Here is a 24,195-nt window from a genome sequence, read left to right on the forward strand (position 1 = left end):
TCCATTTTTTTATCCTACGTTGATTTGTCCAACGGGCAGGATCTTCCGCTTGTTGTCATCGGGTTTGCTGGTCAGGCTGATGGCAAAGGACACCGGGCCCACACGGCCCATGAACATCACCAGCATATACAGCAGCTTGGCCCCGGTGTTCAGCTGGCTGGTCACGCCCACCGAAAGGCCCACGGTACCAAAGGCGGAGCAGGATTCAAAGATCGCGTCAATGACCGTTACAGCATCCGAGGTGTTGTAATAGACCACCACGGCAGAGCCCAGCGCTGCCACCATGCCCAGCATGATAATGGTCAGCGCACGGTAAACGGTCTTGGATTCAATGTGGTGGCCGCCGATGACACAATCGTCCCGGCCCTGCGCCACGCTGCGCATGGTCAGGATCAGAACTGCAAAGGTGGTCACCTTCACACCGCCGCCGGTGGAACCGGGAGCCGCGCCGATGAACTGCAGAACGCTCATCAGCAGCTTGGTGATGGGCCCACAGGCGGCCAGGTCGATGGTGTTCATACCGGCAGTACGGGTTGACACCGATTGGAACAGGGCCGCCATCACCTTGCCCGGCACGGACAGCCCGCCCATGCTCTTGGGGTTGTTCCACTCCATCAGGCCGATGAGGACAGCACCGCCCACCCACAGGATGCAGGAGAAGAGCAACACCATCCGGGCATGGAGAGACAGATGCCGCTTCTTGCGCCACTCGCCGATCTCCACCCAGACCATAAAGCCCAGACCGCCTGCCATGATCAGGAACATGATCACAGCCTGTACATAATAATTACTGACATAGGGAGCCAGCGAGGAATACTGCCCGAACCGGCCAAACAGATCGAAGCCCGCATTGCAGAACGCCGAGATGGCCGTGAATGCGCTGATCCAGATGCCCTCCGCACCGAACTGCGGCACAAAGGCGATCATCAGAAGCACCATACCAATGATCTCAAAGGTCATCGCCAGCTTGACCACGATCTTCAGCACATCGGTGGCCTGCGAGTAGCCGCTGGCCGAAACGCTTTCTCCCAGCAGCCGCAGGTCCTTAAAGCCCATCCGGCGTTTGGCAGCCAGCGCAAAAAAGCTGGTCAGGGTCACCAGGCCCAGACCGCCCACCTGGATCAGCAGCAAAACCACCGCCTGCCCAAAGGGCGTGAACTGCGTCCAGGTATCCCGCACGACCAGACCTGTCACACAGGTGGCACTGGTGGCAGTGAACATGGCATCCACCACGCCCAGCCGACCGCTGCGGCTGGAAATGGGCAGTGTCAGCAGCAGCGTTCCCAGCGCGATCAGCAGCACAAAGCTGATGCAGATGACCTGCGTTGCACTGCTGCCCAGCAGCCAGCCGCGCCGACGCGGTGCTCTCTTTTTCCGTTTCATCCCCATAAGTTGGCTCCTTTTTGTGCCGGGCCGCCTGTGCTGCACCTGCACTTCATTCTGCACCCATGCCGCGCATGAGCACCTCTCCTATAGGATACACCTTTTTTCTTTCCGATTCAACTTGATTTTGTGGGGAAGTTGCGGTATTATAATATGGTATCCGTCTTCATAGCTCAGCTGGATAGAGCGTTCGCCTCCTAAGAATTCGGTCAACCTGATACCTTGGGTGCAGAAGTGATTGCTCTAATCAAAAGCAAGACTGGGGATCGAGATTTTCCCAACAAATTTTGATGCAACAACTTTACCATCGTCCCGGTTGCAATGCAGTCGGTCACTTCGTTGTGAAAAGCATTCCACACATTTGTTTCCAAGTGCGTTGAATTTCAAAAAAATCAACGATAATACATAATATGCCTCAGTAGCTTAGCTGGATAAAGCGCCTCCCTCCTAAGGAGGAGACCGCAGGTTCGAATCCTGTCTGGGGTATCCCTTTAAGAAAATGCGAAGGTCATTTTTCCATGTGAAAGACGATCTTCGCATTTTTCATTTTGAACCTATCACCAAAATTAGCCAGCGAATGCCATTAGCAGAATTTTCGGTTTCAGCTAATAAAATCAGGTTTCCAGCTAATGAAGCCCCATAAAGCACCTTTTGAACTCTGTTTTCCGGCTCTCTGCTAAAATTGGTAGCCGCTTTCCTGTAAATCCATGTAAATACAAGATAAACTGTGTAAATCTATTTTCCACATTTCTGCCCGAAACCGTGTAAAACACTTTTCTCCATACATAGCGCGTTCACTCGCTGTTCTCTCGGAACAGAAAGAGGAACGCGCTTTTTTGTTTTCGGGCTGAACTTCCCGAATCCACCAAAGGAGGGTTTACCGATGAAAAAAGTTCTGACCGTCACGATGGACGGTATCCGCTACCACGCTTCCCGCCCGGCAGATTGCCGGCACTGCTTCTTCTGGAAGAACCGAAAGAAGGGCTGCGTTCTCGGCAAAGAGAACTGCTACTATCTGATCGAGCCGCCCAAAGGCCCCAGCAAGTGCGAAGGGTGCCCCTACAAGCGGGCAAAGCCCTGTGTGCTGGTTCCCTGCTACAAAGACCTGATGGCACCGCTGGAGAAACGAGGTGATGCCAAGTGAGCCACAAGCGAAACGAAGCTCTGCGCCATGTTCAGCACTCCATGCACCATGTGATCGCCGCTGGAGAAGGTTCCGATCGTGCCCCGGACAGCTGCAAGCTGTGCCCGTACTATCGACCCGATTTCAAGTTCCGCACCTGCCTGTATGCCCACTGCCCTTATAAGAAGCAGGTCAATGTATTCCGTTCCACACCTGAAAAATGGGATATTCTCTATGCCCGAAAAAAAGCCGACAAGAACCGCAGACCTTGATTACTTCTATGGGCAGTCCAGCGAGCTGTTCTCCTTCTACCGGATTCCCAAGCTGTTGTTTCAGGATAGCCGCTTCCAACCGCTTTCCACAGATGCCAAAACACTGTACGGTATCCTGCTGGACCGCATGAGCCTGTCAGCCCGGAATGGTTGGTTGGACAAGGCTGGGCGGGTGTTCATCATCTATACTGTGCAGGAGGTGCAGGATTCACTGGGCTGTGCCGATAAAAAGGCCACCAAGCTGCTGCGAGAACTGGAAGAGTACGGCCTGATCGAACGCAAACGGAGGGGGCTGGGCAAGCCCGATCTCATCTATGTAAAGAATTTTTCGTCAGAATCGTCAAAAACGCCCTACTTGAATCGTGATAATGACGATTCCGGAACCGTCCAGAATACGCTTCAAGACCCGGCCAAACTACGATGTAATAAGACTGAGAGAAATAATACAGAGGTAAGCGATACTGATCCTATCTATTCCGATGAAAACGACTGGATGAGCAAACACGCCCAACTGGAAGAATATTTTTCGCAGTCTTTGGAGATAGACCTTCTGCTCCGACTCTGCCCAGATGATGAGGACACCATCTATCAGATCGTGGATTTGCTGGTGGACACCTGTGCCACCAACCGCAAGCTGCTGCACATTGCCGGGGACGATAAACCCGCTGAGGTGGTACGCAGCCGCTTTATGAAGCTGAACGCCGACCATATTCGCTTTGTGCTGAAGTGCCTTGCAGAGAACAGCAGCCCGATCCGAAACATGAAACAGTATCTGCTTGCTTCTCTGTATAATGCACCCACCACAATGCAGCTTTTCTATCAGAACCAAACCAACCATGACTTAGCGATGCGGAGGTGATAAAAATTTCAAAGAAAGCAACCACAATAGCCATCGTCAACCAGAAAGGCGGCACCGGCAAGACCACGACCTGTGAAAATCTGGGCATCGGTCTGGCGATGGAGGGCAAGAAGGTCCTGTTGGTGGACGCTGACCCGCAGGGCAGCTTGACCATCAGCATGGGCTGGCAGCAGCCCGATGAATTGCCCACAACCCTTTCCACCCTGATGCAGAAAGCCATGAACGACCAAAGTATTCCGCCCGGCGAAGGTATCCTGCACCATGCGGAGGGCGTTGACCTGATTCCAGCCAACATCGAACTGGCAGGGATGGAAGTGTCTCTCGTTAACTGCATGAACCGGGAAAAGATGCTGAAACAGGTGTTGGAAGGTGCAAAGCATGAATACGATTTCATTCTGCTGGACTGCACTCCTTCCCTTGGGATGCTGACCGTGAACGCACTGGCAGCAGCAGACACCACCCTGATTCCTGTGCAGGCGCAGTATCTGTCTGCAAAAGGCTTGGAACAGCTTTTGCAGACCGTGCAGAAGGTCCGGCGGCAGATCAACCCGAAATTGAAAATACAGCGAAGAAGAACTGAAAGCGGAACTGGATGGACTCTCTGCCCGCAAGACTGCCTTGCAAGCGGAACTTCGGAAGATACAGCGGGTGGAAAAGGAATGCGATATTGTCCTGCAGAATGTTTGTGACTTATTGGATAGCCCACAATTGCGTTCGCATCTGCATAACTATGAAATCGAATAGATGGTTTCAACAAGTATCGGATGGGCAAAATATACCTAAATGGCCACAATTATTCGCCAATTTTCTCGGCTATTATTGCCGATTATTTTCTCATATGGTATAATGAAAGGGAGTGCAAGGAATGGAGCGATTCTTTATGGAACGACTTAAATATATTGTGGAAGATAGCACAATAGCTGAACTTTTGGGTGTCCAGAACTTTACCAATAAAGAATCTGCGATACTTGAACTTGTTAAAAATGCTTACGATGCTCAAGCAAACAATGTTAGCATCACTTTTTCTGATCGTAGCATTGTCATTATTGATGACGGTATTGGTATGAGCAAGAGTACGATTTGCGAGAACTGGATGCATGTTGGAAAAAGTGACAAAGGATATAGCCTTTCTGGCACAGAAGATAATGACGGCCGTGTATTGGCGGGTTCCAAAGGTGTCGGCCGTTTTGCCTTAGCCCGCCTTGGTGCATCAGTTAACGTTTATAGCGCAAAGAAAGGCGAAATTCCTGTAAAATGGACCACCAACTGGTCTGAAAGCATATTAGATGACCTAACCAATGAAGAAAACCTGCCGCTAGGGACACGGATTGAAATTTCCGCATTGCGCGATAGATGGACCGAAAAATCAATCAAGAACTTAATTAACTATTTGTCCATTACTTGCAATGATGATAGGATGCAGATTAAAATTTATCCTAATTTTGGGAAAGGTGTATCTTATATTTTCAAAAAGCCTCAGATAGGGAAAAACTTTGTAACCCAGATAGGATTGTTTTATGATGCTTCAGAATTAAAACTTTACTATACAATAAAAAGTGATGAATTTTCTAATTTAGCTAAAAACTACTGTCGTTCTCTCGATTTGCAATATTTTTCAAACGATGTATCTATTTTAGAAGAACTTGCTGGGAATACAGAAATAGATTCTTCAGACGGCGAATTGTATTCAATGTTAAAAGAATTGGGGAATTTTTCGGCCGAACTGTATTTTTCTTTAAAAACACCTACAAAACAGGATGTTGAAAGATTTTGCTATAACTATTCTGCTCTCCCCGATAGATATGATGAGGGAGTCGTTTTATATAGAAACGCATTTAGTATAGCTTCATTTGATGGAGAAAAAGATTGGTTGGGTCTTAACCAGCGTTCTCGAAAATCTCCTGCCGCTGCAACACATCCTACAGGAGCATGGCGGGTTCGTGCAAACCAACTTTCTGGCAAAGTCGAAATTGATAAAAAAGAAAATTATCAGCTTCGAGATTTAGCTAACAGACAAGGGTTGGAGGAAAATGAGTATTTTAAGCTGTTTGTAAAAATAATCACCATTGGTATTGCTGCCTTTGAACGATACAGGCAAGCAATTATCCGCTCAATTGACAAAAAGAATGCTCCTAAGCCATCTCCTACTACGCCCATGATTGATCAAATCCTTAGGGGACGAAATAAAGAAATCCATTTAACATCTAATGAGACTAAAGCATTGGCCCAAGAAATTTCTGTGGTGAAAGCAGAATCTAAGAGCTTTCAGGACGAGAAAGAATCCACCGAAAAGAAATACCGGTACGATGTCAGAATTTTAAATGTTTTGGCAACCACAGGGCTAAAAGCATCGTCTATTGCTCACGAGTTAAAAAATGACAGAAATAGTGTTAGTGTAAACTACCAATATATTGTAGATGCGTTAAAGGAATACGGTTTTTGGGAAGACCTGTGTTCGCAAGAATATACAGAATATAGTTATAAAAATGTGCCTCAACTTTTAAGCCGCAACAAGGCGATCAATCAAAAAATCGTTGCCTTTATGGACACAATGCTCGATGAAATTGAGAAGAAAAAGTTTTCACCTAGAAGCCTTTCTGTTAACAGTATTATGGAGAACATTAAGGCTAATTGGATGCGAGACTACGCCTCTTTGTTGATCAACCTAAATGTTGATGAATCGGTTTACTTTGAAACATCAGAGGACATTTTTACAGCGATTTTTGATAATTTGATTCTAAATTCATGGCAGCAGAATAAAGCTTCAAGTCAAATTGTAATTAATATATCTATCCATAAAGTCGGTAGCTTGTTAAAAATCGTCTATGAAGATTCTGGTGTTGGTTTGCCTCCAAAGTATATTAATGATCCAATGCGTATACTTGAAGTTCATGAATCTTCCAGAGAAAATGGTCACGGTCTCGGTATGTGGATTGTGCATAATACAATTCGCATGACCGGAGGGGATGTGATTAGCATCGATGGCCATAATGGTTTCCACTTCAACTTTGAGTTAGGAGAGAAATTATAAATGTCGGACAAAAAGATTAACATCGTATATATCGATGATAATAGTGATGAAATTTTGTCTCAATACATGACCAAGGAGTATTGCGCCACACCGTTTCAACAACCTGATATCACACAAATTGAAAAAGTCTATAAAGAGGTCCGTTTTTGTGGGGATGAAGGTTATGAAGCATTACTCCAAAATGTTACTGTTAAAGCTGCAAATGTGATTTTGATCGACAATCATTTATTTGAAGAACGCACTATTGGCACTGGTCGATTTTCTGGTAAGCAATTTAAAATTATTCTTAGAAAGATTTTGCCATATGTAGAAGTCATAATTATTACCCAAGATGAAACACTGGCTGGCGAAAATGTAATCCGCAAGTTTTCTGGCCGGCATGGAGAGGATGCCACTCAATACTATCAGGAAAATTTAGCTCCGTGTTTAGACAGGGCTATTAAAGAGGTTCTAGACTTTGAGGATTTGGCAGATGATCTGATTCAGAGCAAAGATGTGGAAAAGCTTCTTATTGATAAAGTGTTAAATTCGTTACAAGGCGATGATTCTTATGATGCTTTGTCGAAAAGTGATATTGATAATCTGATTTGCAGTTTTAGGGAGATTAAAGATGCTTACGGACACAAATAAAGATTATAGAAACACAACAAATTGTCCGGTTTTAGTTGATGTTGCGCTTAAAAAGTGTGCTTTAGAGCGCAAAATCCAGCAAGATCACAAGCGCGCAAAAATAATGTATAACTTTGTTCACGATAAACAAGATGTCTATTTTAAGCCATTTTCTGAAATATATAACTGCAAATGTGCTTATTGTGGTGCTTGGATTGGAATCTCTGATATACGGCTATTTGAAGTTGACCATTTTATTTGTGAAGATGCTTTTTCAAAAGATACAGCAGGTCGAAGTGAAGCCGGTAAAGTGAGCAACCTTGTACTCGCTTGTTATTCTTGCAACCGTGGCAAAGGGAAATTGATGATTGATGAAGATCACCAAGGGACTCTGAATCCCGATGATGGATCTATTGCACAGGTTTTTGATAGGAACGAAGATTACTACATATGTATCCGACCGGATTATGCTGAAGATCAAGTAGTCGTAGATTTTTACCAGAAACTTTTATTGGGCAGTGAATTTCGTCGCCTAGACTATTTGTTACTGGAAATAAAAAATTTTATTTCTACACAGCGCACAAGCAATCCCACTGTTGCAGAAAAACTGGAGCAATGCCTTGGTGCTCTAATAATGAAAAGGAATAAAACTTTAATATAACACCTTAAAGTCATCAGGAAAACTATGGATGAAAAATTGTCGGGGTCTTATTATACCCCCCAAAAAACTATTCACTTTATATACAATTACCTACAACAGCAACATAAGCCTATAAAATCAATTTTAGAGCCCAGCGCTGGAGATGGAAGGTTCATTCGACTTTTTTCCAAATCCAATTCTGTAGGCAATATTGTAGGTGTGGAGTTATACCAAGAGAAAGTACAGGCCATCAATGAACGAATTCTTTCTCCTAAAGTAACAATGATTGCCGCTGACTTTCTGGAATATTCTTCCACTTGTAAAGCGAAGTTTGACCTTGTTGTAGGAAACCCACCATACATCAACATAAAAAACATGGACAAGAAGTTCTTGGAGGCTGCTCGTTCTTTATGTCAAAGTTTAAACTTACCTGAGAGCTTAATTCAAAATGCTTGGGTTGCGTTTGTAATAGCGGCCACTCAACTTTTATCAAAAACCGGTACGGTATTTTTTGTGCTTCCCACAGAGTTTTTGCAAGTACAGTATGCCGAAAAGCTTAGAGGATTTCTTGAGAAGAAATTTAACACTATACATATTCTTTCTTTTGAAGAGCGTATGTTTCCTGAAATAGAGCAAGAGGCTTGCTTGGTATACCTCACTAATGAAAATCAAGGGCTTCCCTATATTTCGTATCGTCAATATGCAAAGTTAGATTCTAAAACACCAATTCTAGAATCTAGAATTGAACGAAATAAACCTTTGAAAAAATGGTCTAATGCAGTTCTTTCTGATGAAGAAATTGATTTATTAAATCGAATTACAAACCAATATACTACTATTGCAAAACTTTCAGATAGTGCTCCCGGGATTGTGACTGGCGCAAATAATAAATTTATTTTGACAAAAGAAGAAGTCGATCAATATGAATGTGCTCAGTATGTAAAACCCATTATATCTAAGGGGGTAATGGCAAAAAACAAATTTGAGGTAAATCATGCTCTCATTTCCGAATTAGCATCAGCGGGAAAAAAAGTATATCTTTTAGATCTGGTAGGAACAAAACCAGACGAGTTACCAGTTTCCTTAAAAAACTATTTGTCTATAGTTGCCTCCACAAAAAGAAACGGTGTGGAAATTCAGAAAAGTTACAAATGTTCTAAACGCGAACCTTGGTATGGGGTTCCAATCGTTAAAAGTGGCCGAGTAATATTCTTCAAAAGATATGATTTATGCCCGCGAATTTCTACTAATCCTGCCGAAATATATACCACAGACATTGCGTATAATCTTCGACTGCATGAGGGCATAGATCCCGAAAGTTTAGTGTTTTGCTTTTATAATTCACTAACACTTGCTCAATGCGAATTTGTTGGTAGATATTACGCAGGTGGAGTATCAGAACTTACCCCTAACGAATTTAGAACTATCTCAGTTCCATATCGTCAAATTAAACCTTGTGATATTGAACGCGCAAAACAGATGTTTAACGATAACGAAGATCTTAATCAGCTTGTTGCTTTCGTCAATTCCAAAACACTAGAAGTAGATTTATCTACCGACGAAATTACACGACTAAATGCTATCCGAACCAAATTAATTAAAAGAAGAAAATAAACCCCACCACCGGATGTCCTGAAGTGACCCCGAAAAGTTAGACAATATTTTGAAGTAAAAATTGTTCAAGCAGCCGAAAGGGCTTGTTGTCTGTGAATTGCAGGCGGCAAGCCCTTCAGTTTTGCCTTAATCCTGCGGTTGTTGTAGTAATCTAGATATGCAACGAGTTCCTGCTTGAAGTGTTCCATGGACTGAAATTCCTGCAAGTACAGCAGTTCGCTCTTGAGCAGCCCAAAGAAATTTTCTATCACAGCATTGTCCAGACAGTTCCCTTTCCGGCTCATGCTCTGCCGGATGCCTTTCTCTCGGAGCATCCGTTGATACTGTTTATGTTGGTACTGCCAGCCCTGATCAGAATGGAGAATGAGGTTTGTTCCGTCCGGAATTTTTGCAAATGCCTCGTTCAGCATGGTTGTCACCATGCTGAGCACAGGGTGATCCGATATGGTATAGCTGACCAGATCGCTGCTGTGCAGATCGAGAATTGGAGACAGATACAGTTTCTCGCCAAACAAACTGAACTCTGTCACATCGGTGACCCACTTCTGGTTTGGCTTTTCGGCGCGGAAGTCCCGGTTTAACAGATTTGGCGCAATTTTGCCAACTTCACCCTTGTAAGAACGATACTTCTTCATCCTGACACGGCAAACTAAGCCCAGCTCCTTCATAAGCCGCTGGACAGTCTTGTGGTTCAGGAGGAAATTGCGCTTGTGAAGTTCTGCTGTAATGCGGCGATAGCCGTATCTTCCTTTGTTTTCATGGTAAATGGCCGTGATCTCCGCTTTGGAAGCTTTATACTTATCTGAACTGTTCATCCGCTTCAGATGATAGTAGAAAGTGGCACGGGGAAGTTGAGCGATTGAGAGAAGAATATCCAGAGAATGTCTTTGCCTCAGCTTTTGAACCACCTGCGTTTTCTGCGCTGGCGTCGCTCGTCTTCCAAAACCAAGGCTTGCAAGTTTTTTAGGTAATCGTTCTCCGCACGCAGTCGCTGCACTTCGGCCAGCAGATCTTCTTCTACATCCTTTGGCAGCTTCTTTGGCCGACCAGTGCTGCCGCGGCCGCGCCGTTTGATGGCAAGGCCTTCCGGCCCTTCCTCCAGATAAATGCGTTCCCAACGCTCTATAATTTTATGATCGTTAATTCCGAATTCCTGCATCGTTGCATAGATACTCAGCTGTTCTTTTTCCATGGTTTCTACAACCATTTTCTTGAATTCCGGCGTATATCGTTTGTTGGGTTTTCCTCTTGCCATAATAAATCACCCCATCTGTTAGATAGTATATCATACTGTCTAACAGATGGGGTGCAGTTCAATAGATATTGAACCCCGTAAGCTGAATATTAAATATGCCATCAACGGAACCGGAAAATCCACTATTGCAAAAGCAATCCAAGCGAAAGTCACTGGTAATGAAGATGGGCTAAAACAATTACTGCCATTCCGGTATGAAAGAGATGCCGATGAACATCAACCCAGCATCTCCGGATTGGAAGATTTTCACAGTGTCCAAATTTTCAACGAGGATTATGTAAATCAGTATGTCTACCAGCCCGACGAGCTGATAAAAGATAGCTTTACAATTTTTGTTAAAACACCTGATTATGACAGGAATATGGCGGAAATCACCCAATTGCTAGAAAGTATTAGTCAAACATTCCAATCTCATCCTGAACTTGACCAATTGATTCAAACACTAAATCAATTTGTAGTTGGTTTCGGGAAGGCCACCCAGCGTGGACTCTCTGCAGCAAGCCCGATAATGAAAGGTCTTGGAAGAGGAAATATGATTCACAATATTCCTCAAGGGCTGGAATCGTACGCTCCTTATTTACAACATACAGAAGGTGCCAAAAACGTCGCGTGGATCAAGTGGCAATTAAGCGGAAACGATTATTTGGAAATGGCTGATCAGTGTCCTTATTGCTCCGGATCAATTGAAAAAACTCGTGAAAAGATTAAGCGAGTTCGCAATGTTTATGATGCGAAATCTATTGAACATCTGGACCATCTTATAGAAGTATACACTGCGCTTATGCCATATCTTCCAGAAGATGCTCAACGACAACTGCAAACAATATTAAACAATGCATCGAATATAACTGATGACCAAAAGCATTTTTTACAAGCAATCAAGAATGATGTTGATTGCTTGTATCAAAAGCTATGTGATCTGAAGTCCATCGGTTTCCGTAATCTAAAAGATGTAGCTCAAATTGAAAGTACTCTGCGAAATAAGAAGATAGATCTTCCTAATTACGCTAATCTCAATTCCGATTTAATGCGAAGCAAAACAAACGTTTTAAATACTACAATAGATGGTGTACTCAATAGAATTATTCAGCTTCGTATAAAAATTAGCCGTCAAAATGCTTTGATTCGGAACATAATTTCAAGAAACCAAAAAGAGATTAACGATTTCTTACGATATGCAGGGTATCATTATACTGTCAGCATAGAAGAATCTGAAGGTAAAAATTACAGGCTGCTTTTGCACTATGAAGATCATCGTGAAGCCATCAATGCAGTACAAGCACACCTCAGCTATGGCGAAAGAAATGCGCTGGCGTTGCTTCTGTTTATGTACAGTATAAAACGTGAAACACCAGATTTGGTTATATTGGATGATCCTATTTCTTCTTTTGATGGAAACAAAAAATTTGCAATTGTCAATATGCTTTTTAAAGAGCCTGGATATCTACGAGGAAAGACTGTACTTCTTCTAACCCATGAATTCGGAACGGTGGTTGATATGGTTCACACTATGAAACGAAACTTTGGTGCTGTTTCGACTGCTGCTTTCTTATCAACACGAAATGGGGTACTTCAAGAGCAGCAAATTCACGCGGATGACATTAAGGCATATCCAGCTATTGCAGAAAAAAACATTGCAGAATCAACCGATCCCTTAAATAAACTTATCTATTTGCGTAGGCTCATGGAGTTTGAAAACAACAAAAACGATGCATGGCAGTTACTTTCTAATGTTTTTCACGTAGGCGATGGCACACGAGAAGCTCCGATGAAATGCATCGGCAACGGTATCGAAATTCCCATGACCCCGGATGAAGTTCAAAAAGGAACTGAAGATATAAAAAAATACATACTTGATTTTGATTATCAGATGGCATATCAACGCATGGAAGATCAAAATTTACTGATATCTTTATACGATTCAACTGAAGCAAATTATGAAAAGCTACAAATCTATCGACTCATTTTCATTGGGAGACCAATGAATGTAGTAGTTCAAAAATTTGTTAATGAAACATACCATGTTGAAAACGATTATATGTTCCAGCTCGATCCTCGAATCTATGACACTGTTCCGCAGTACATTGTAGACGTGTGCAACCAAGCTATTAACGAACTCAGAACTGTTCAACCCGCATAAAATAGTTTGTTTTTGAAATAGGAGCGTGATGCCATTGACCCAACCCAAAACCGATCTTGCTTACCTCCGCAACAAAAAGCAAAAGCAGAGCAAAAGCTGCGCTCTTGCCAGCACCGGGAGAAGATCCTTGAACGCCAGATGTCAGAGCTGAATCGGAGAGAACGTGTGCATCGTCTTTGCACCCGTGCCGGAATGCTGGAAAGCTTTCTGGTCTGTCCGGGAGAGCTGACCGATGATCAGGTGATGGAGCTTTTGAAGATCTCGTTCCGTCAACCGGAAGTCGTGCTGGCTCTTGCAAAGATGGTGCATGATGTTCACGAACGCAGCAACGTCCAAAACCCTTTAGAATAAAGGGCGCAATTATACACCGTTCCGGTGAAATTGCGGTCTTGCAGACGGCTCGATGAAATCGAAGCTGGCGTTTGTGCGCCAGCCCGATTCCATCCCAAGGAAAACTGCATTTTCCTTGCGCTGCTTTGCAGCTATCCTTTTGCCCGCTACCATAAAACACGCATGAAAAAGCCGATTGGAAACAGCAACATTTCCAATCGGCTTATCTTTTTGTTAGGCAGATTTCTTTTCAGCTAATGCCCGGACTTCCTCAATTGAAAGGTCGGTGTACTTTGCCACCTTTTCACAAGGCACACCATCTGCCAACATTGCCAATGCGTGTTTGACCGATGTTTCATGCTCGGTTTCATCCCGCATCTTTTCCATAGCTCTGCACATAGCTGCCACTCCCTCCGTATCTTCTTTGAAATAACGAACTCTCCGTGCCAAAATGGGATAATTCATATCCTTCGAGTTGGTACAGAAAAAGTCATGCATCAGTTTTCCTAATGCGGTTTCGTCCTTGATTTGTGAGTTCACATAAATAATGTGCGCCTGATCGTTGAAAAACGTTCCCGTTTCCCGGACTGTACGGTCAACATGATAAATTGGAAGGCCTGCCTTTAATACGTCATTCTCGGTGATAAAGATAACGTATGTTTCGTTCAGCGCATCGTAATCATCGCCCGCATCAGTCAGGTTTGCATCCAACAGACTACTGTTATACCGTGCACGTTTTTCACTCGCACCACGGTCACTGCGCTGCACCTCAATATTATATGCACGGTTTTCCTGATCCACTGCCAAAATATCCAAACGAACGGAACGACCTTGCAGGTTTTTAATGCTGTACTGGCCGTGAACCTCTTTGACAGTCAAATCATCCCGCTTCAAGATGATCTGCAAAAGGAACTCGGCACAGGCGCTATCTTCAAAAACTGCGGCCATGAAATCGTCATCAATCAAACGCAATCCACGCAACCGCTGCAAATCTTCTTCGTGTTTCCGTTCAAAATCCAGTTCCTGTTGTGATTTTCTTTCCGACATTGGTTCACCAACTTTCTGCTTGCTTGTTCAAGCTAATAGTACCATAAGTTCGTAATTTTTACAAGAGAACATTCCGGATGTCATCAACGGGGGTGATGCCTATTCCGTGTCCGCATTTCAAAATCACCATCGTCAAGCGCAGCCAAGGGCAGTCCGCTGTTGCCGGGGCCGCTTACCAGAGCGGCGAACGGCTGTTCAGCGAGTACGACCAGAAAACGAAATTCTACAACAAGAAGAAAGAACTTGTCCACGCCGAAGTCATGCTGCCGTCCCATGCACCACCCGGATTTGCAGACCGGGCAACCCTCTGGAATGCCGTGGAAGCCGTGGAAAACCAGTGGAACTCCCAGCTTGCCCGACGCATCGTGCTGGCGTTTCCGGTGGAGGTGCCGAAAGAACAGTATCTCTCCATGATACAGGAATTCTGTCAGGAGCAGTTTGTTTCCAAAGGGATGATTGCTGACTTTGCCATCCACGACAAGGGCGATGGGAACCCACACGCCCACATTCTGCTGACGATTCGGGCAATGGACGAACATGGCAAGTGGCTCCCGAAAGCCCGCAAGGTTTATGACCTTGATGAAAATGGAGAGCGCATCCAACTCCCATCCGGCAACTGGAAATGCCACAAGGAAAACACGGTGGACTGGAACGACCAGAAGTACGCCGAGGTCTGGCGGCACAGCTGGGAAACCATCACCAACCGCTATCTGGAAGCCGCTGGCAGACCGGAGCGTGTTGACCTCCGTTCGTTTGAACGTCAGGGAGTGCAGCAGATTCCGACCGTCCATCTCGGCCCCGCTGCTCACCAGATAGAAAAACGTGGGATAGAAACCTTTCTCGGCAACCTGAACCGGGACATTCGTGCCGCCAACAGCCTGATGCAGTCCATTCGTAACACCATCCGTGGGCTGCAACGCTGGATCGCAGACCTGACCGAAAAGAAACAGCTTCTTCTGGACGCTCTGGAAAAGGCGAAAGAACCCACGCTGTCCGACCTGCTGGTGGACTACTTCAACCTTCGCAATGAGCAGCGCAGCGATTGGTCTGGCAAGGCAAAACTGAAATGCACTGTCCGGGACTTTGAGGAAGTCAAACAGGCGGTGGACTATCTGAAAGCACATTCCCTGAACACCATCGAGGATTTGGACACTGCAATTTCTAACCTGAACCAGACCACTGCTCCTCTCCGCAGGCAGTTGAAGCAGAACGAAAACCGTATGCGGACAATCGCCCAGATCAAGGACGCTGCTGCCGTCCATGCCAAGCTGAAGCCCATCCACGATACCTTTATGAAGAAGAACTTCAAGCTGACCAAGGAAGCTTACGCCGCCCAGCACAAGGAGGAACTGGACACCTTCAACAAAGCTGTCCGCACCCTGATGAAGCTGAACGGCGGCACGACCGTGGATTTTTCGGCATTGGATGCCGAATTTTCGGCGCTGCAATCGGGCAGCGCCGAGCTGCGCAGCCAGCTTGAAACTTTGCAACCTGACCTGACTGCACTGAAAAATGTGCGCAAGTATATCGACCTTGTGCTGAATAAGCAGCAGCTTTCCGCACCGGGCGGCAAGACCCCGGAAAAGGAATCCGTGCTGAAGAAGCTGCACGAAGCCAAAGCCACCGCCGCCCCGAAGAAACCGGAGCAGCAGAAGAGCACACCGGAATTATAAGGAGGAAGGAACATGACCTACACGCAAGACCAGATTGACCGTGCAAACGCCGCCAATCTGGAAGATTTTCTCCGGGCACAGGGCGAAACGCTGGTGTGCAGCGGAAAGGAATACCGCTGGAAAGCCCACGACAGCCTGACCGTCTGCGGAAACAAATGGTTCCGGCACAGCCAGAGCAAGGGCGGCTATCCGGTCGATTTTGTGATGGAATTTTACGGCAAATCCTTCCCCGAAGCGGTGCAGATGCTGACCGGAGAGCCGGGCGAAGTCCAGCCGGAGGCTGACCCCGCCCCCTCTCCTGCGTTTCGCTTGCCGCTGCGAAATATCACCAATGCCAACATCCTGAACTATCTGACGCAGGAACGGAAACTCAGTCCGTCACTGGTGAACTTCTTCGTTTCTGCCGGTGACATCTATGAGGATGTAGCCCATCACAATGCGGTGTTTGTCGGACGGGATGCAGACGGACACCCACGCTATGCAAGCTGCCGTAGCATCCATGAGAAGTTCCGGCAGGATGTAGCCGGGGCAGAAAAATCTTTCGGGTTTGCGCACCGTGGTACGGATAAGCAGCTGATGGTGTTTGAAGCCCCCATCGACCTGCTGTCCTTCATCGAACTGTTTCCGAAAAACTGGCAGCAGCACAATTACCTGTCGCTGGGCGGGGTGTCAGGCAAGGCGCTACGGCAATTTCTCTCGGAACGTCCGGATGTAGAGCGGGTGTTCCTCTGTCTGGATTCCGACAAAGCCGGAGAGGATGCCTGTAAGCGGCTGACGGCTCTGCTGCCGGACACTATGAGCGTGACCCGGATTCAGCCCTGTATGAAGGATTGGAACGACGTTTTGGTGCACCGGGCAGAGATTTCGAACCGCAATTATTTCAAAAGCATCGTGCTGAAAGAGCCGTCAAAACCGGAAACGGTGAAGATCATCCGCATGAGCGACGTGGAGCTGACCCCGGTGAAATGGCTTTGGAAACCGTATCTGCCTTTTGGAAAACTCAGTGTGCTGCAAGGCAATCCAGGCGAGGGCAAGACCTACTTTGCCATGCACCTTGCCGCCGCCTGCACCAACGGAAAGCTGCTGCCCAACATGGAGCGCATGGAACCCTTCAACGTGATTTACCAGACCGCCGAGGACGGTCTGGGCGATACGGTCAAGCCCCGCCTGATCGAAGCTGGGGCAGACCTTGACCGGGTACTGGTCATTGACGACAGCGAGGTGCAGCTCACCCTTTCAGATGAACGAATTGAAAGAGCCATTATCGAGAACAACGCCCGACTGGTCATCATCGACCCGATCCAGGCGTATCTCGGTGCCGACGTGGACATGAACCGGGCAAACGAAGTCCGTCCTATCTTCATGCGGCTGGGACAGGTAGCGCAGCGAACAGGCTGCGCTATTTTGCTGATTGGGCATCTGAACAAGGCCGCTGGAATGCAGAGCTTGCAACGGGGCCTCGGCTCCATCGACATTGCTGCCGCCGTCCGCAGCGTCATGTTCATCGGCAAGCTGAAGCACGACCCAACCATGCGCATCCTGACCCATGAGAAAAGTTCCCTTGCCCCGCCGGGCGTGTCACTGGCATTCTCTCTGGGGGACGAGGGCGGTTTCCACTGGGTCGGCGAGTACGACATTACCGCAGACGAAATGCTGTCCGGCATCGAGCCGCAGCGGGAAACCAAGACCCAGCAAGCCAAAGACCTGATCTGCGCCCTGCTTGCCGGAGGAAAGCAGGTGCTCAGCGAGGACATCGACAAGGCGGCGCTGGAAAGGGGCATCCCCGGCAGAACTGTCCGGGATGCCAAACGGGAACTGGGCGATGCCCTGAAAAGCAAGATTGTGGAAGGCCGCAAAAAGGTCTTTTGGATGGAATAAGCCATTTGACTGGCAGAAAAATTTGGCTGGCAAGAAAATCATGGTACACCCACAGTTGCCAGTCTGCCAGCTAAATTCGAAAAATGACGATTTAAGGAGGAATTGAATGGAAAATGTGAAAGTGCCCGAAAACAAGAACCTCACTCCTGACGGATCTTTTAAGACGAAGGATGGCCGTACCACCTATCTGGTGAGCGTGTTTTTTAATCACGACAGCACAGAAACCGCTGAAAGCAAGGTGAAGCGGCTTATCATTACCGACCTGAAAAAGAAATGTGGTTAAAATCCACTTCCCACCTTGACAACTCTAATCAGAGGACACCCTTCTGTCGGCCATGGAGAATGCGGGCAAAGAAGATATGCCGGACGAGGTAGAGCGCAGAGGTCTGGGCACCCCGGCGACCAGGGCGGCCATCATTGAAAAGCTGGTGTCCGGCGGATTTGTGGAGCGCAAGGGCAAGAACCTGATCCCCACAAAGGCGGGCGTCAACCTGGTCACGGTACTGCCGGAACTGTTGACCTCTCCCAAGCTCACAGCGGATTGGGAGCAGCGGTTGAACGAGGTGGCAAAGGACCAGGTATCGCCGGAGGACTTCATGGACGGGATCGAGGCAATGGCGGCAGAGCTGGTGCGGAAATACTCCCACATTTCCGAGGATGGGCAAAAGCTGTTCCAGCCGGAGAAGGAGACAGTGGGCCTCTGCCCCCGCTGCGGCAAGCCGGTCTATGAGGGCAAGAAGAACTTCGCCTGTTCGGACCGTGCCTGTCAGTTTGTCATGTGGAAGAATGACCGTTTTTTTGAGCAGCGTGGAAAGGTCTTTACTACCAAAATTGCCGCCGCTTTGCTCAAAGATGGAAAGGCAAAGGTCAAAAGGCTGCGCTCCCTTCGTACCGGGAAAACCTATGACGGGACAATCGTTCTGGCCGATACCGGCGGGAAATATGTGAATTACCACATTGAGAAATAAGTATCGTGTCGTTCTTCCTTCACGGCTCTATCCAAGAGTAACGGATTGCTGTATAATAAGGCTAAAATCTTTCAGGAGGTAAATAGCCGTGAGGGATATGATCGCATACTGTGGACTGGACTGTGAGAAGTGCGACGCTTATCTTGCAACGATCAACGACGATCAGGCATTGCGCGAGAAAACGGCAAAGCTATGGTCTGAATTAAATCATGCTCCCATTCTGCCGGAGCATATCAACTGTCAAGGCTGCCGCATGGATGGGGCAAAAACGGTGTATTGTGAAAGCCTTTGCGGTATTCGTCAATGCGCCCTGCAAAAAGGCGTGACGACCTGCGGCGACTGCCCTGAATTGGAAAGTTGCCAGATGGTCGGCGCCATTCATTCCAACAATCCCGCTGCGCTGGAGAACCTGAAGGGATAGACTACATACCACAACAAAATAGCAGCCGCCAGTAGCGGCACCAAGCAGGAAACCTTTCCGGGTTTCCTGCTTTTCTTTTACCTGTTTTCAGAAAGGATGATGTCTTTGAGCAAAACCGAACCCAATTTCATGGAGCATTTGAAGCCGCTGCTCCCCGCAGGCGGTGACGCAAGCGAACTGGAGGCAGCGGCCCAGGCGCTGGCCGGACTTTCCCCGGAGAACCGTGATCTCCTGGCCGCTGTCCAGGAGTCGTCTTATCGCCTGACCACCCTGGAACAGTTCCGGGAGTTCCCCGCCAACACCGAGTATTTTGTCCTGGAGCCCAACATCAGCAAGGTGGAGGATGTGGGCTGGCGCTATCTGGCGCAGCATTTGGACGTCCTTCTGCCCCCGGAGCTGCTGGACGCCATTGATCCCGTTCCTTTTGGCAACCATGCCATGCAGGAGGAACAGGGGTGCTTCACCAGTAAAGGGTATCTCACCCTCTCCGGCGACGAGTGGGAATATGAGCGCCCCAGGGAGAAGCAGATAGAGAAAAAGCCCTCCATCAAGGAACGGCTGGAACAGAGCCGGAAAGAATGTGCCAATCAGAGCAAGGTGCAGCCCCATCGGGAAAAGCCTGCGCCGGAGCGATAAGGAGGTGTCGCTATGCCCCGTTATGACTATGACAAAGATTATCCCTTTGCTGCCTTCATCACCAACCTGGGCAAGTACAACGAGGGCGCCCTTGTAGGCGAATGGGTGAAGTTCCCCACCACGGCGGAGGAACTGAAAAAGGTCTTTGAGCGCATCTGGATCGGTGCGAAGGATGACTTCGGGCAGACCTATGAGGAATGGTTCAACACGGACTACGATTGCTATGTGGACGGCCTCTATGACCTGCTAGGTGAGTATGCCAACTTGGACGAGCTGAACTACCTGGCCTCCAAACTGGACGACATGAGCCAGGATGAATATGAGCGGTTCCAGGCGGCCATGGAGATCGGCGACCACACGGGCAGCATCCAGGAGTTTATCAACCTGACGGAGAACCTGGACTGCTACGATATTTACCCCGACATCCACGACCACGACGATCTGGGACGGTATTACATCGAGGAACTGGACGCCATGCAGGTGCCGGAGCATCTGCGCAACTACATCGACTATGAGGCTTACGGGCGGGACATCGCCCTGGAGGAAAGCGGCCAGTTTACCGACCTGGGCTATGTGCGGGATACCGGGGACAGCTTCCATGAGTATTACGATGGTGAGCGCGGCAGCATCCCGGAGGAATACCGGGTGATGACCTTCCAGGACGACATCCCCGAAGAAGAAATTTCGGAATGGGCCATGGACCTTGCCTACGATATGGACGAGTTTTTCCGGCAGAACGATCCGCAGTATGCCGCCGAGCACCCGGAGGAACACGCGGCGAAGGAAGAAATCTACGAAAACCTGATGGCCGGGCGCATCTCCGCCCTGGACGAGAAACTGGCCGCCCTGGGGCAGACCCAGGAGGACTATCTGCCTTCGGAGATTGAGAAGTTCAAAGACGCCACCAGCTATGAGGAATTTCTGGATGTGGACCCGCAGGTGATTCGGGAGGCCATCGAAAACCCGGATCAGTCCCATGTGGACGAGATGCTGAACTTTGCGGAGCAGGCAAACCGGGAGTATGAGGCGGAGGTGTACGGGCAGCAAGCGGCGCCCACCCCGGACGACCGGGAGACCGGCGAGACGGTGCGGACCCCCAGGGGCACCTTCCATGTGACGGATATGAGCCGGGAACAGATGGAGGCGGTCGGATACGGTTTCCACCATGAGTCCGAGGACGGGAAGTATCTCATCATGGCCAACGGCAGCCGCGCCTTTGCCATCCCCAGCGGAGCCGCCCCCGAACATACCGCACCGGAGAAGCTAACCGTCCTGGTGGTGGAGCCCATGAAGGAACCCTATGTGAAGGAGATCGACCCCGGCCTCCATGCGCTGCAAGCGGAGGTGGGCGGCGATATTGCCGCCTCCTATCCCTTTGACGATCCGGTGGGGCTGGTGCTGAACGATGAAGGCAAGCTCATTGGACTGGACCTGAACCGGTCCCTCCGGGACGAGCATGGGGAGATTTACGACATTGTGGCAGGCACCTTCCTAGTAGTGGGCTTGGGGTCGGAGAGTTTCGCGTCCCTGCCCCCGGACATGATCCAGAAGTACACCGAGCAATTCAAGCGCCCGGAACTGTTCGCCAGCATCAACGGGCAGATCGTATCCGTTCCCGTGGAGCCGGAAAACCCGCTGCGCACGGCGGAAATGACCCTGGAGGATGACTACGGCATGATCGACGGGATCATCAACAACGGCCGCCGTGGTGAGGAATTGGAGAAAGCCCAGGCCGAGGCGCGCAGGACTACGCCGGAGAAAAAGCCTTCCATCCGGGAGCGGCTGAAGGACGCGAAACGGGAGTGCGCGGAACGGAAAAGCCCGGACAAGCCTGCCCCGCAGAAGAAGCCCCCGGAGCTGGGCGACTTATGAGCCAGAGCAAGAAATGGCGTCTGGAATGGGCGTTCTTCCTGGGCGAGAACGGCAGACGCCAGTATAACAAGCTCTGCAAGGGCTGTGTCCATCCCTGCAAGCAGAGTTTCCGGGCGGTGGTGCTGTCCTGTCCGCACTATCTTTCCCGCCGCTCCCAAAAACGCAGAAATTAGGGTCCAAAACGGGTCAAGGAACCGACTGTGGCGGCTTTTCCGTGTAAGGGCAGTATGATTTCCCATGTAGGGCCACCTCACTGATGTGGGGTGCGAAGTAAGGACGATTTCAACACTTAAAGTAGGAGCAACCCCTCTGGCTTGAGCTAAAGGGGTTGCTCCTATTATTTTTTGCCTCAAAATTTATTCGCTAATAGCGAAATTATATCTTGACTTATGGATAAAAATTTGTTACCATAGTATTGCAGCGAAGAGTAGAGCGGATGTTCTACTGGTCGTCTCCCCCAAATTGGAGTGCGTCAGCACTCGCGGAACATCTTAACGGTGTTCTACCCCACGGGGGCGGCACACGGCTTGACCCCCGATGCGCCGTCGCCCGGCATGGCCCAAGCCGGGAGCTTGGGCCATGCCCAAAGGAATTAGATGGGTTGCCCTGTATGCACCAACTCTTTCCCGGGAGGGAGCCACACCAACTATACTTCGTGGTTCTCGAAAGAGGTATGTTATGCAAAAGCATAAGAAATCGCTGTTCATGCAGGACAGTCCCGGCAACTCGTCGGTCCCCCGGACTTCTCACCGTTTCAAGTTCAAGCGTAAATGGCGCAAGACCGTATTCCGGTTAGCGTTTAAGGCGCTTGAAGTGCTGCTGGTGGTTTTACAAATCATCCAGTGCTTTTGTGAGATGTTCAAGAAGTAAGACGAGGTGGTGCAGCAAACGGGAAGCCCATCTAATTTTTGTTTATTAGCCCAAGCGGCTTTGTATTATAGATTGAATCTAAATAGCTGGGAGGTGGCGAGCATGATTGGAGATGTGTTGAAGCGTACGCGTATCATTTATGGATATAAGGCCAGTGAAATGAGTTCAGAACTTGGCATCTCTGCGAGTTACCTTTCGGAAATTGAAAACAACAAAAAGCAACCATCTTTGGACTTACTCCAAAAATATGCTGATATTTACGGTATCCGATTATCTTCTTTGATATTACTTTCTGAAAACATGGATGAAGCAGAGAAGTCTGGCAAAGGAACTGCCTTTGTCAGAAACATGATGGCACACTTGATACAAAGTATGTCTGCGGCAGCAGGTGATCCAGATGAAGAATAAAGCGCCGATTAGAAAATATGACATAACTCAATGTGCTCTTTATAAATGCCGGACGAAAAAGCGTCTTGAACATCTTCTGTGTCTTGAGCCCGGCGGCCTCAAAATAATTGATAGTATCATCAGGTATCACAAATTTGAAATCGACAAAAAGCATTCTGATGAAAAAAGGGAAATAACTGCTCCGGATAAGATACTTAAAGCTATCCAGCGCAGAATCCTTTACCTGCTTCACCGGGTCATCCGGCCTGAATGGCTTATCTCTGGAGAAAAACAAAAATGTTATATAGACAATGGAAAGGCACATCTCGATGGAAAATATGTTCTGACTGTTGATATTAAAAAGTTCTATGATAACTGCACGCGAGAACCTGTGTACCAGTTTTTTGTGCAGAAATTGAAAACTTCCCCGGATGTGGCTAAAAAACTAACTGACATCATAACATACAATGGTGGCATCCCAACCGGGTGTCCAACAAGTCAGATTATGGCTTTCTATGCTTATTCTGATATGTTTTCAGAAATCGCTGATTTGGCGAAACAATGCGGTTGCAAATTCACTTTGTATGTGGATGATATGACCTTCTCTAGTACAAAGCCTTTTTCTCCCAATCAGTTGAGGCAAATGATTGATTGTGTGCTGAGAAAATATGGTCACAAGCCTAAATATCCCAAAGTAAAGTATTATGGTCCATCTGACTACAAACCAATTACAGGAACGGTAGTCACGCCTGAACAGTCCCTTGCTGTACCTAATGGGCTTCAAAATACCATATATAATGCGTTTCAGACGCTGAAGCCCCTTATTGGTCCTGAAACCTGTTCTGAAGAAGATGCAAAACAAATTCTTTCATTAAAAGGACAGATACAGGCCGCCCGCAATATCGAAGAAGGAAAGTTTCCTGAAATTGGACGGTTAACGAGCCAAATCAAGGTACCAGATGTTCAATCTGCATCAAATCAAAAAAGACAGATTCGCAGACACAACAAGAAAATTCGTATAAAACAACGAGCAGCTACTAAGTAAGTGCGAGAGCGCCGCCTTCGGCTTAGACCGAGGGTGACGCTCTCGTTTCTTTTTTGTTCCTTTTATCTCTTTCAATTAGATTCGGATAGGACAGGAGGGATTTATAGTTGTAGTAGGCGCTGTGGGAATGTGTGTAAACGGC

24 protein-coding genes, 1 tRNA gene and 1 pseudogene are annotated in these 24,195 nt (G+C 47.7%); 22 read left to right on the forward strand and 4 right to left on the reverse strand.

The window, feature by feature from the left end; translation table 11 throughout:
* Nucleotides 1-9 precede the first annotated feature (9 nt).
* Nucleotides 10-1,383, reverse strand: a complete 1,374-nt coding sequence (locus J3351_RS04475; protein ID WP_227611653.1) for a TrkH family potassium uptake protein — start codon at nt 1,381-1,383, stop codon at nt 10-12.
* A gap of 412 nt (nt 1,384-1,795) precedes the next feature.
* Between J3351_RS04475 and J3351_RS04480 the strand changes: the two genes are divergently transcribed.
* The 9 genes from J3351_RS04480 (at nt 1,796) to J3351_RS04520 (ending at nt 9,531) form a co-directional block, all read left to right on the forward strand.
* Nucleotides 1,796-1,869: transfer RNA gene (locus tag J3351_RS04480), tRNA-Arg, on the forward strand.
* A 397-nt stretch (nt 1,870-2,266) separates the two neighbouring features.
* The gene (locus tag J3351_RS04485) at nt 2,267-2,527 is read left to right on the forward strand and encodes a hypothetical protein (RefSeq protein ID WP_005945283.1); all 261 of its coding nucleotides are present in this window, start codon (nt 2,267-2,269) and stop codon (nt 2,525-2,527) included.
* Nucleotides 2,524-2,778, forward strand: coding sequence for a hypothetical protein (locus J3351_RS04490; protein WP_005924919.1), 255 nt, complete (start codon nt 2,524-2,526; stop codon nt 2,776-2,778). Before J3351_RS04485 ends, J3351_RS04490 begins: the two co-directional genes overlap by 4 nt.
* On the forward strand, nt 2,741-3,637 hold the full coding sequence (locus tag J3351_RS04495; RefSeq protein ID WP_015564211.1) for a DUF6017 domain-containing protein: 897 nt from the start codon (nt 2,741-2,743) through the stop codon (nt 3,635-3,637). The genes J3351_RS04490 and J3351_RS04495 overlap by 38 nt, the downstream gene beginning before the upstream one ends.
* Nucleotides 3,637-4,326: an AAA family ATPase gene (locus J3351_RS04500; RefSeq protein ID WP_307862854.1), complete on the forward strand. Its 690-nt coding sequence runs from the start codon at nt 3,637-3,639 to the stop codon at nt 4,324-4,326. Before J3351_RS04495 ends, J3351_RS04500 begins: the two co-directional genes overlap by 1 nt.
* Before the next feature lie 191 nt (nt 4,327-4,517).
* Nucleotides 4,518-6,668 carry a sensor histidine kinase gene (locus J3351_RS04505; protein ID WP_117505439.1) on the forward strand — a complete coding sequence of 717 codons (2,151 nt, stop codon included), beginning with the start codon at nt 4,518-4,520 and terminating at the stop codon, nt 6,666-6,668.
* Nucleotides 6,669-7,298 carry a hypothetical protein gene (locus J3351_RS04510; protein ID WP_117505360.1) on the forward strand — a complete coding sequence of 210 codons (630 nt, stop codon included), beginning with the start codon at nt 6,669-6,671 and terminating at the stop codon, nt 7,296-7,298.
* Nucleotides 7,279-7,938 carry an HNH endonuclease gene (locus J3351_RS04515; protein ID WP_156061951.1) on the forward strand — a complete coding sequence of 220 codons (660 nt, stop codon included), beginning with the start codon at nt 7,279-7,281 and terminating at the stop codon, nt 7,936-7,938. Before J3351_RS04510 ends, J3351_RS04515 begins: the two co-directional genes overlap by 20 nt.
* A 24-nt stretch (nt 7,939-7,962) precedes the next feature.
* Complete coding sequence (locus tag J3351_RS04520; protein WP_117505364.1) at nt 7,963-9,531, forward strand: Eco57I restriction-modification methylase domain-containing protein; 1,569 nt, start codon at nt 7,963-7,965, stop codon at nt 9,529-9,531.
* 65 nt (nt 9,532-9,596) lie between these two features.
* Here J3351_RS04520 and J3351_RS04525 read toward each other — a convergent pair whose 3' ends face one another.
* Together J3351_RS04525 and J3351_RS04530 are read right to left on the reverse strand one after the other, a co-directional pair.
* Nucleotides 9,597-10,439 carry an IS3 family transposase gene (locus J3351_RS04525; RefSeq protein WP_181966863.1) on the reverse strand — a complete coding sequence of 281 codons (843 nt, stop codon included), beginning with the start codon at nt 10,437-10,439 and terminating at the stop codon, nt 9,597-9,599.
* Entirely contained in the window at nt 10,424-10,786 is a 363-nt protein-coding gene (locus J3351_RS04530) for a helix-turn-helix domain-containing protein (protein WP_117505368.1), read from the reverse strand. The genes J3351_RS04525 and J3351_RS04530 overlap by 16 nt, the downstream gene beginning before the upstream one ends.
* A gap of 46 nt (nt 10,787-10,832) precedes the next feature.
* Between J3351_RS04530 and J3351_RS04535 the strand changes: the two genes are divergently transcribed.
* Together J3351_RS04535 and J3351_RS04540 are read left to right on the forward strand one after the other, a co-directional pair.
* The gene (locus J3351_RS04535; protein ID WP_156061950.1) at nt 10,833-12,926 is read left to right on the forward strand and encodes an AAA family ATPase; all 2,094 of its coding nucleotides are present in this window, start codon (nt 10,833-10,835) and stop codon (nt 12,924-12,926) included.
* A gap of 123 nt (nt 12,927-13,049) precedes the next feature.
* Nucleotides 13,050-13,277 (forward strand): DUF3847 domain-containing protein, encoded by a 228-nt coding sequence (locus J3351_RS04540; protein ID WP_238078191.1) that lies wholly within the window; start codon nt 13,050-13,052, stop codon nt 13,275-13,277.
* 213 nt (nt 13,278-13,490) lie between these two features.
* Here J3351_RS04540 and J3351_RS04545 read toward each other — a convergent pair whose 3' ends face one another.
* On the reverse strand, nt 13,491-14,303 hold the full coding sequence (locus tag J3351_RS04545) for a PD-(D/E)XK nuclease family transposase (RefSeq protein ID WP_156069135.1): 813 nt from the start codon (nt 14,301-14,303) through the stop codon (nt 13,491-13,493).
* Between the two features lie 101 nt (nt 14,304-14,404).
* On the opposite strand from J3351_RS04545, the gene mobQ reads away from it, so the two are divergent.
* The 11 genes and pseudogenes from mobQ to J3351_RS04600 all read left to right on the forward strand — a co-directional run bounded on the left by mobQ (nt 14,405) and on the right by J3351_RS04600 (nt 24,053).
* Nucleotides 14,405-15,976, forward strand: a complete 1,572-nt coding sequence (gene mobQ, locus J3351_RS04550; protein WP_373417918.1) for a MobQ family relaxase — start codon at nt 14,405-14,407, stop codon at nt 15,974-15,976.
* A 12-nt stretch (nt 15,977-15,988) separates the two neighbouring features.
* Complete coding sequence (locus J3351_RS04555) at nt 15,989-17,854, forward strand: AAA family ATPase (protein WP_156061948.1); 1,866 nt, start codon at nt 15,989-15,991, stop codon at nt 17,852-17,854.
* 106 nt (nt 17,855-17,960) lie between these two features.
* Nucleotides 17,961-18,137, forward strand: a complete 177-nt coding sequence (locus J3351_RS04560; protein ID WP_117505380.1) for a transposon-encoded TnpW family protein — start codon at nt 17,961-17,963, stop codon at nt 18,135-18,137.
* A gap of 28 nt (nt 18,138-18,165) precedes the next feature.
* A pseudogene (locus tag J3351_RS04565) lies at nt 18,166-18,822 on the forward strand (DNA topoisomerase); the annotation flags it as partial.
* Between the two features lie 97 nt (nt 18,823-18,919).
* Complete coding sequence (locus J3351_RS04570; RefSeq protein WP_242699307.1) at nt 18,920-19,243, forward strand: DUF3795 domain-containing protein; 324 nt, start codon at nt 18,920-18,922, stop codon at nt 19,241-19,243.
* A 99-nt stretch (nt 19,244-19,342) separates the two neighbouring features.
* Complete coding sequence (locus J3351_RS04575; RefSeq protein WP_181966864.1) at nt 19,343-19,879, forward strand: hypothetical protein; 537 nt, start codon at nt 19,343-19,345, stop codon at nt 19,877-19,879.
* A 12-nt stretch (nt 19,880-19,891) separates the two neighbouring features.
* Nucleotides 19,892-21,751: an antirestriction protein ArdA gene (locus J3351_RS04580; RefSeq protein ID WP_156061947.1), complete on the forward strand. Its 1,860-nt coding sequence runs from the start codon at nt 19,892-19,894 to the stop codon at nt 21,749-21,751.
* Nucleotides 21,748-21,924: a hypothetical protein gene (locus tag J3351_RS04585; protein ID WP_207697218.1), complete on the forward strand. Its 177-nt coding sequence runs from the start codon at nt 21,748-21,750 to the stop codon at nt 21,922-21,924. Before J3351_RS04580 ends, J3351_RS04585 begins: the two co-directional genes overlap by 4 nt.
* A gap of 505 nt (nt 21,925-22,429) precedes the next feature.
* Nucleotides 22,430-22,621 carry a hypothetical protein gene (locus tag J3351_RS04590; protein WP_112091831.1) on the forward strand — a complete coding sequence of 64 codons (192 nt, stop codon included), beginning with the start codon at nt 22,430-22,432 and terminating at the stop codon, nt 22,619-22,621.
* Between the two features lie 102 nt (nt 22,622-22,723).
* Nucleotides 22,724-23,029 (forward strand): helix-turn-helix domain-containing protein, encoded by a 306-nt coding sequence (locus J3351_RS04595; protein WP_112091832.1) that lies wholly within the window; start codon nt 22,724-22,726, stop codon nt 23,027-23,029.
* Complete coding sequence (locus J3351_RS04600) at nt 23,019-24,053, forward strand: reverse transcriptase family protein (protein WP_112091833.1); 1,035 nt, start codon at nt 23,019-23,021, stop codon at nt 24,051-24,053. Before J3351_RS04595 ends, J3351_RS04600 begins: the two co-directional genes overlap by 11 nt.
* Nucleotides 24,054-24,195 lie beyond the last annotated feature (142 nt).

Source organism: Faecalibacterium sp. Marseille-Q0746, from assembly GCF_017377595.1.
Classification (GTDB): domain Bacteria; phylum Bacillota; class Clostridia; order Oscillospirales; family Ruminococcaceae; genus Faecalibacterium; species Faecalibacterium duncaniae.

Coding starts and splice junctions, on each gene's coding strand:
- J3351_RS04545 (WP_156069135.1), bottom strand. CDS start 14,303: ATGTCGGAAAGAAAATCACAACAGGAACTGGATTTTGAACGGAAACAC.
- J3351_RS04575 (WP_181966864.1), top strand. CDS start 19,343: ATGTCTTTGAGCAAAACCGAACCCAATTTCATGGAGCATTTGAAGCCG.
- J3351_RS04600 (WP_112091833.1), top strand. CDS start 23,019: ATGAAGAATAAAGCGCCGATTAGAAAATATGACATAACTCAATGTGCT.
- J3351_RS04595 (WP_112091832.1), top strand. CDS start 22,724: ATGATTGGAGATGTGTTGAAGCGTACGCGTATCATTTATGGATATAAG.
- J3351_RS04555 (WP_156061948.1), top strand. CDS start 15,989: ATGACCTACACGCAAGACCAGATTGACCGTGCAAACGCCGCCAATCTG.
- J3351_RS04580 (WP_156061947.1), top strand. CDS start 19,892: ATGCCCCGTTATGACTATGACAAAGATTATCCCTTTGCTGCCTTCATC.
- J3351_RS04530 (WP_117505368.1), bottom strand. CDS start 10,786: ATGGCAAGAGGAAAACCCAACAAACGATATACGCCGGAATTCAAGAAA.
- J3351_RS04590 (WP_112091831.1), top strand. CDS start 22,430: ATGCAAAAGCATAAGAAATCGCTGTTCATGCAGGACAGTCCCGGCAAC.
- J3351_RS04510 (WP_117505360.1), top strand. CDS start 6,669: ATGTCGGACAAAAAGATTAACATCGTATATATCGATGATAATAGTGAT.
- J3351_RS04520 (WP_117505364.1), top strand. CDS start 7,963: ATGGATGAAAAATTGTCGGGGTCTTATTATACCCCCCAAAAAACTATT.
- J3351_RS04475 (WP_227611653.1), bottom strand. CDS start 1,383: ATGAAACGGAAAAAGAGAGCACCGCGTCGGCGCGGCTGGCTGCTGGGC.
- J3351_RS04495 (WP_015564211.1), top strand. CDS start 2,741: ATGCCCGAAAAAAAGCCGACAAGAACCGCAGACCTTGATTACTTCTAT.
- J3351_RS04505 (WP_117505439.1), top strand. CDS start 4,518: ATGGAACGACTTAAATATATTGTGGAAGATAGCACAATAGCTGAACTT.
- J3351_RS04570 (WP_242699307.1), top strand. CDS start 18,920: ATGATCGCATACTGTGGACTGGACTGTGAGAAGTGCGACGCTTATCTT.
- J3351_RS04515 (WP_156061951.1), top strand. CDS start 7,279: ATGCTTACGGACACAAATAAAGATTATAGAAACACAACAAATTGTCCG.
- J3351_RS04485 (WP_005945283.1), top strand. CDS start 2,267: ATGAAAAAAGTTCTGACCGTCACGATGGACGGTATCCGCTACCACGCT.
- J3351_RS04585 (WP_207697218.1), top strand. CDS start 21,748: ATGAGCCAGAGCAAGAAATGGCGTCTGGAATGGGCGTTCTTCCTGGGC.
- J3351_RS04535 (WP_156061950.1), top strand. CDS start 10,833: ATGGGGTGCAGTTCAATAGATATTGAACCCCGTAAGCTGAATATTAAA.
- J3351_RS04560 (WP_117505380.1), top strand. CDS start 17,961: ATGGAAAATGTGAAAGTGCCCGAAAACAAGAACCTCACTCCTGACGGA.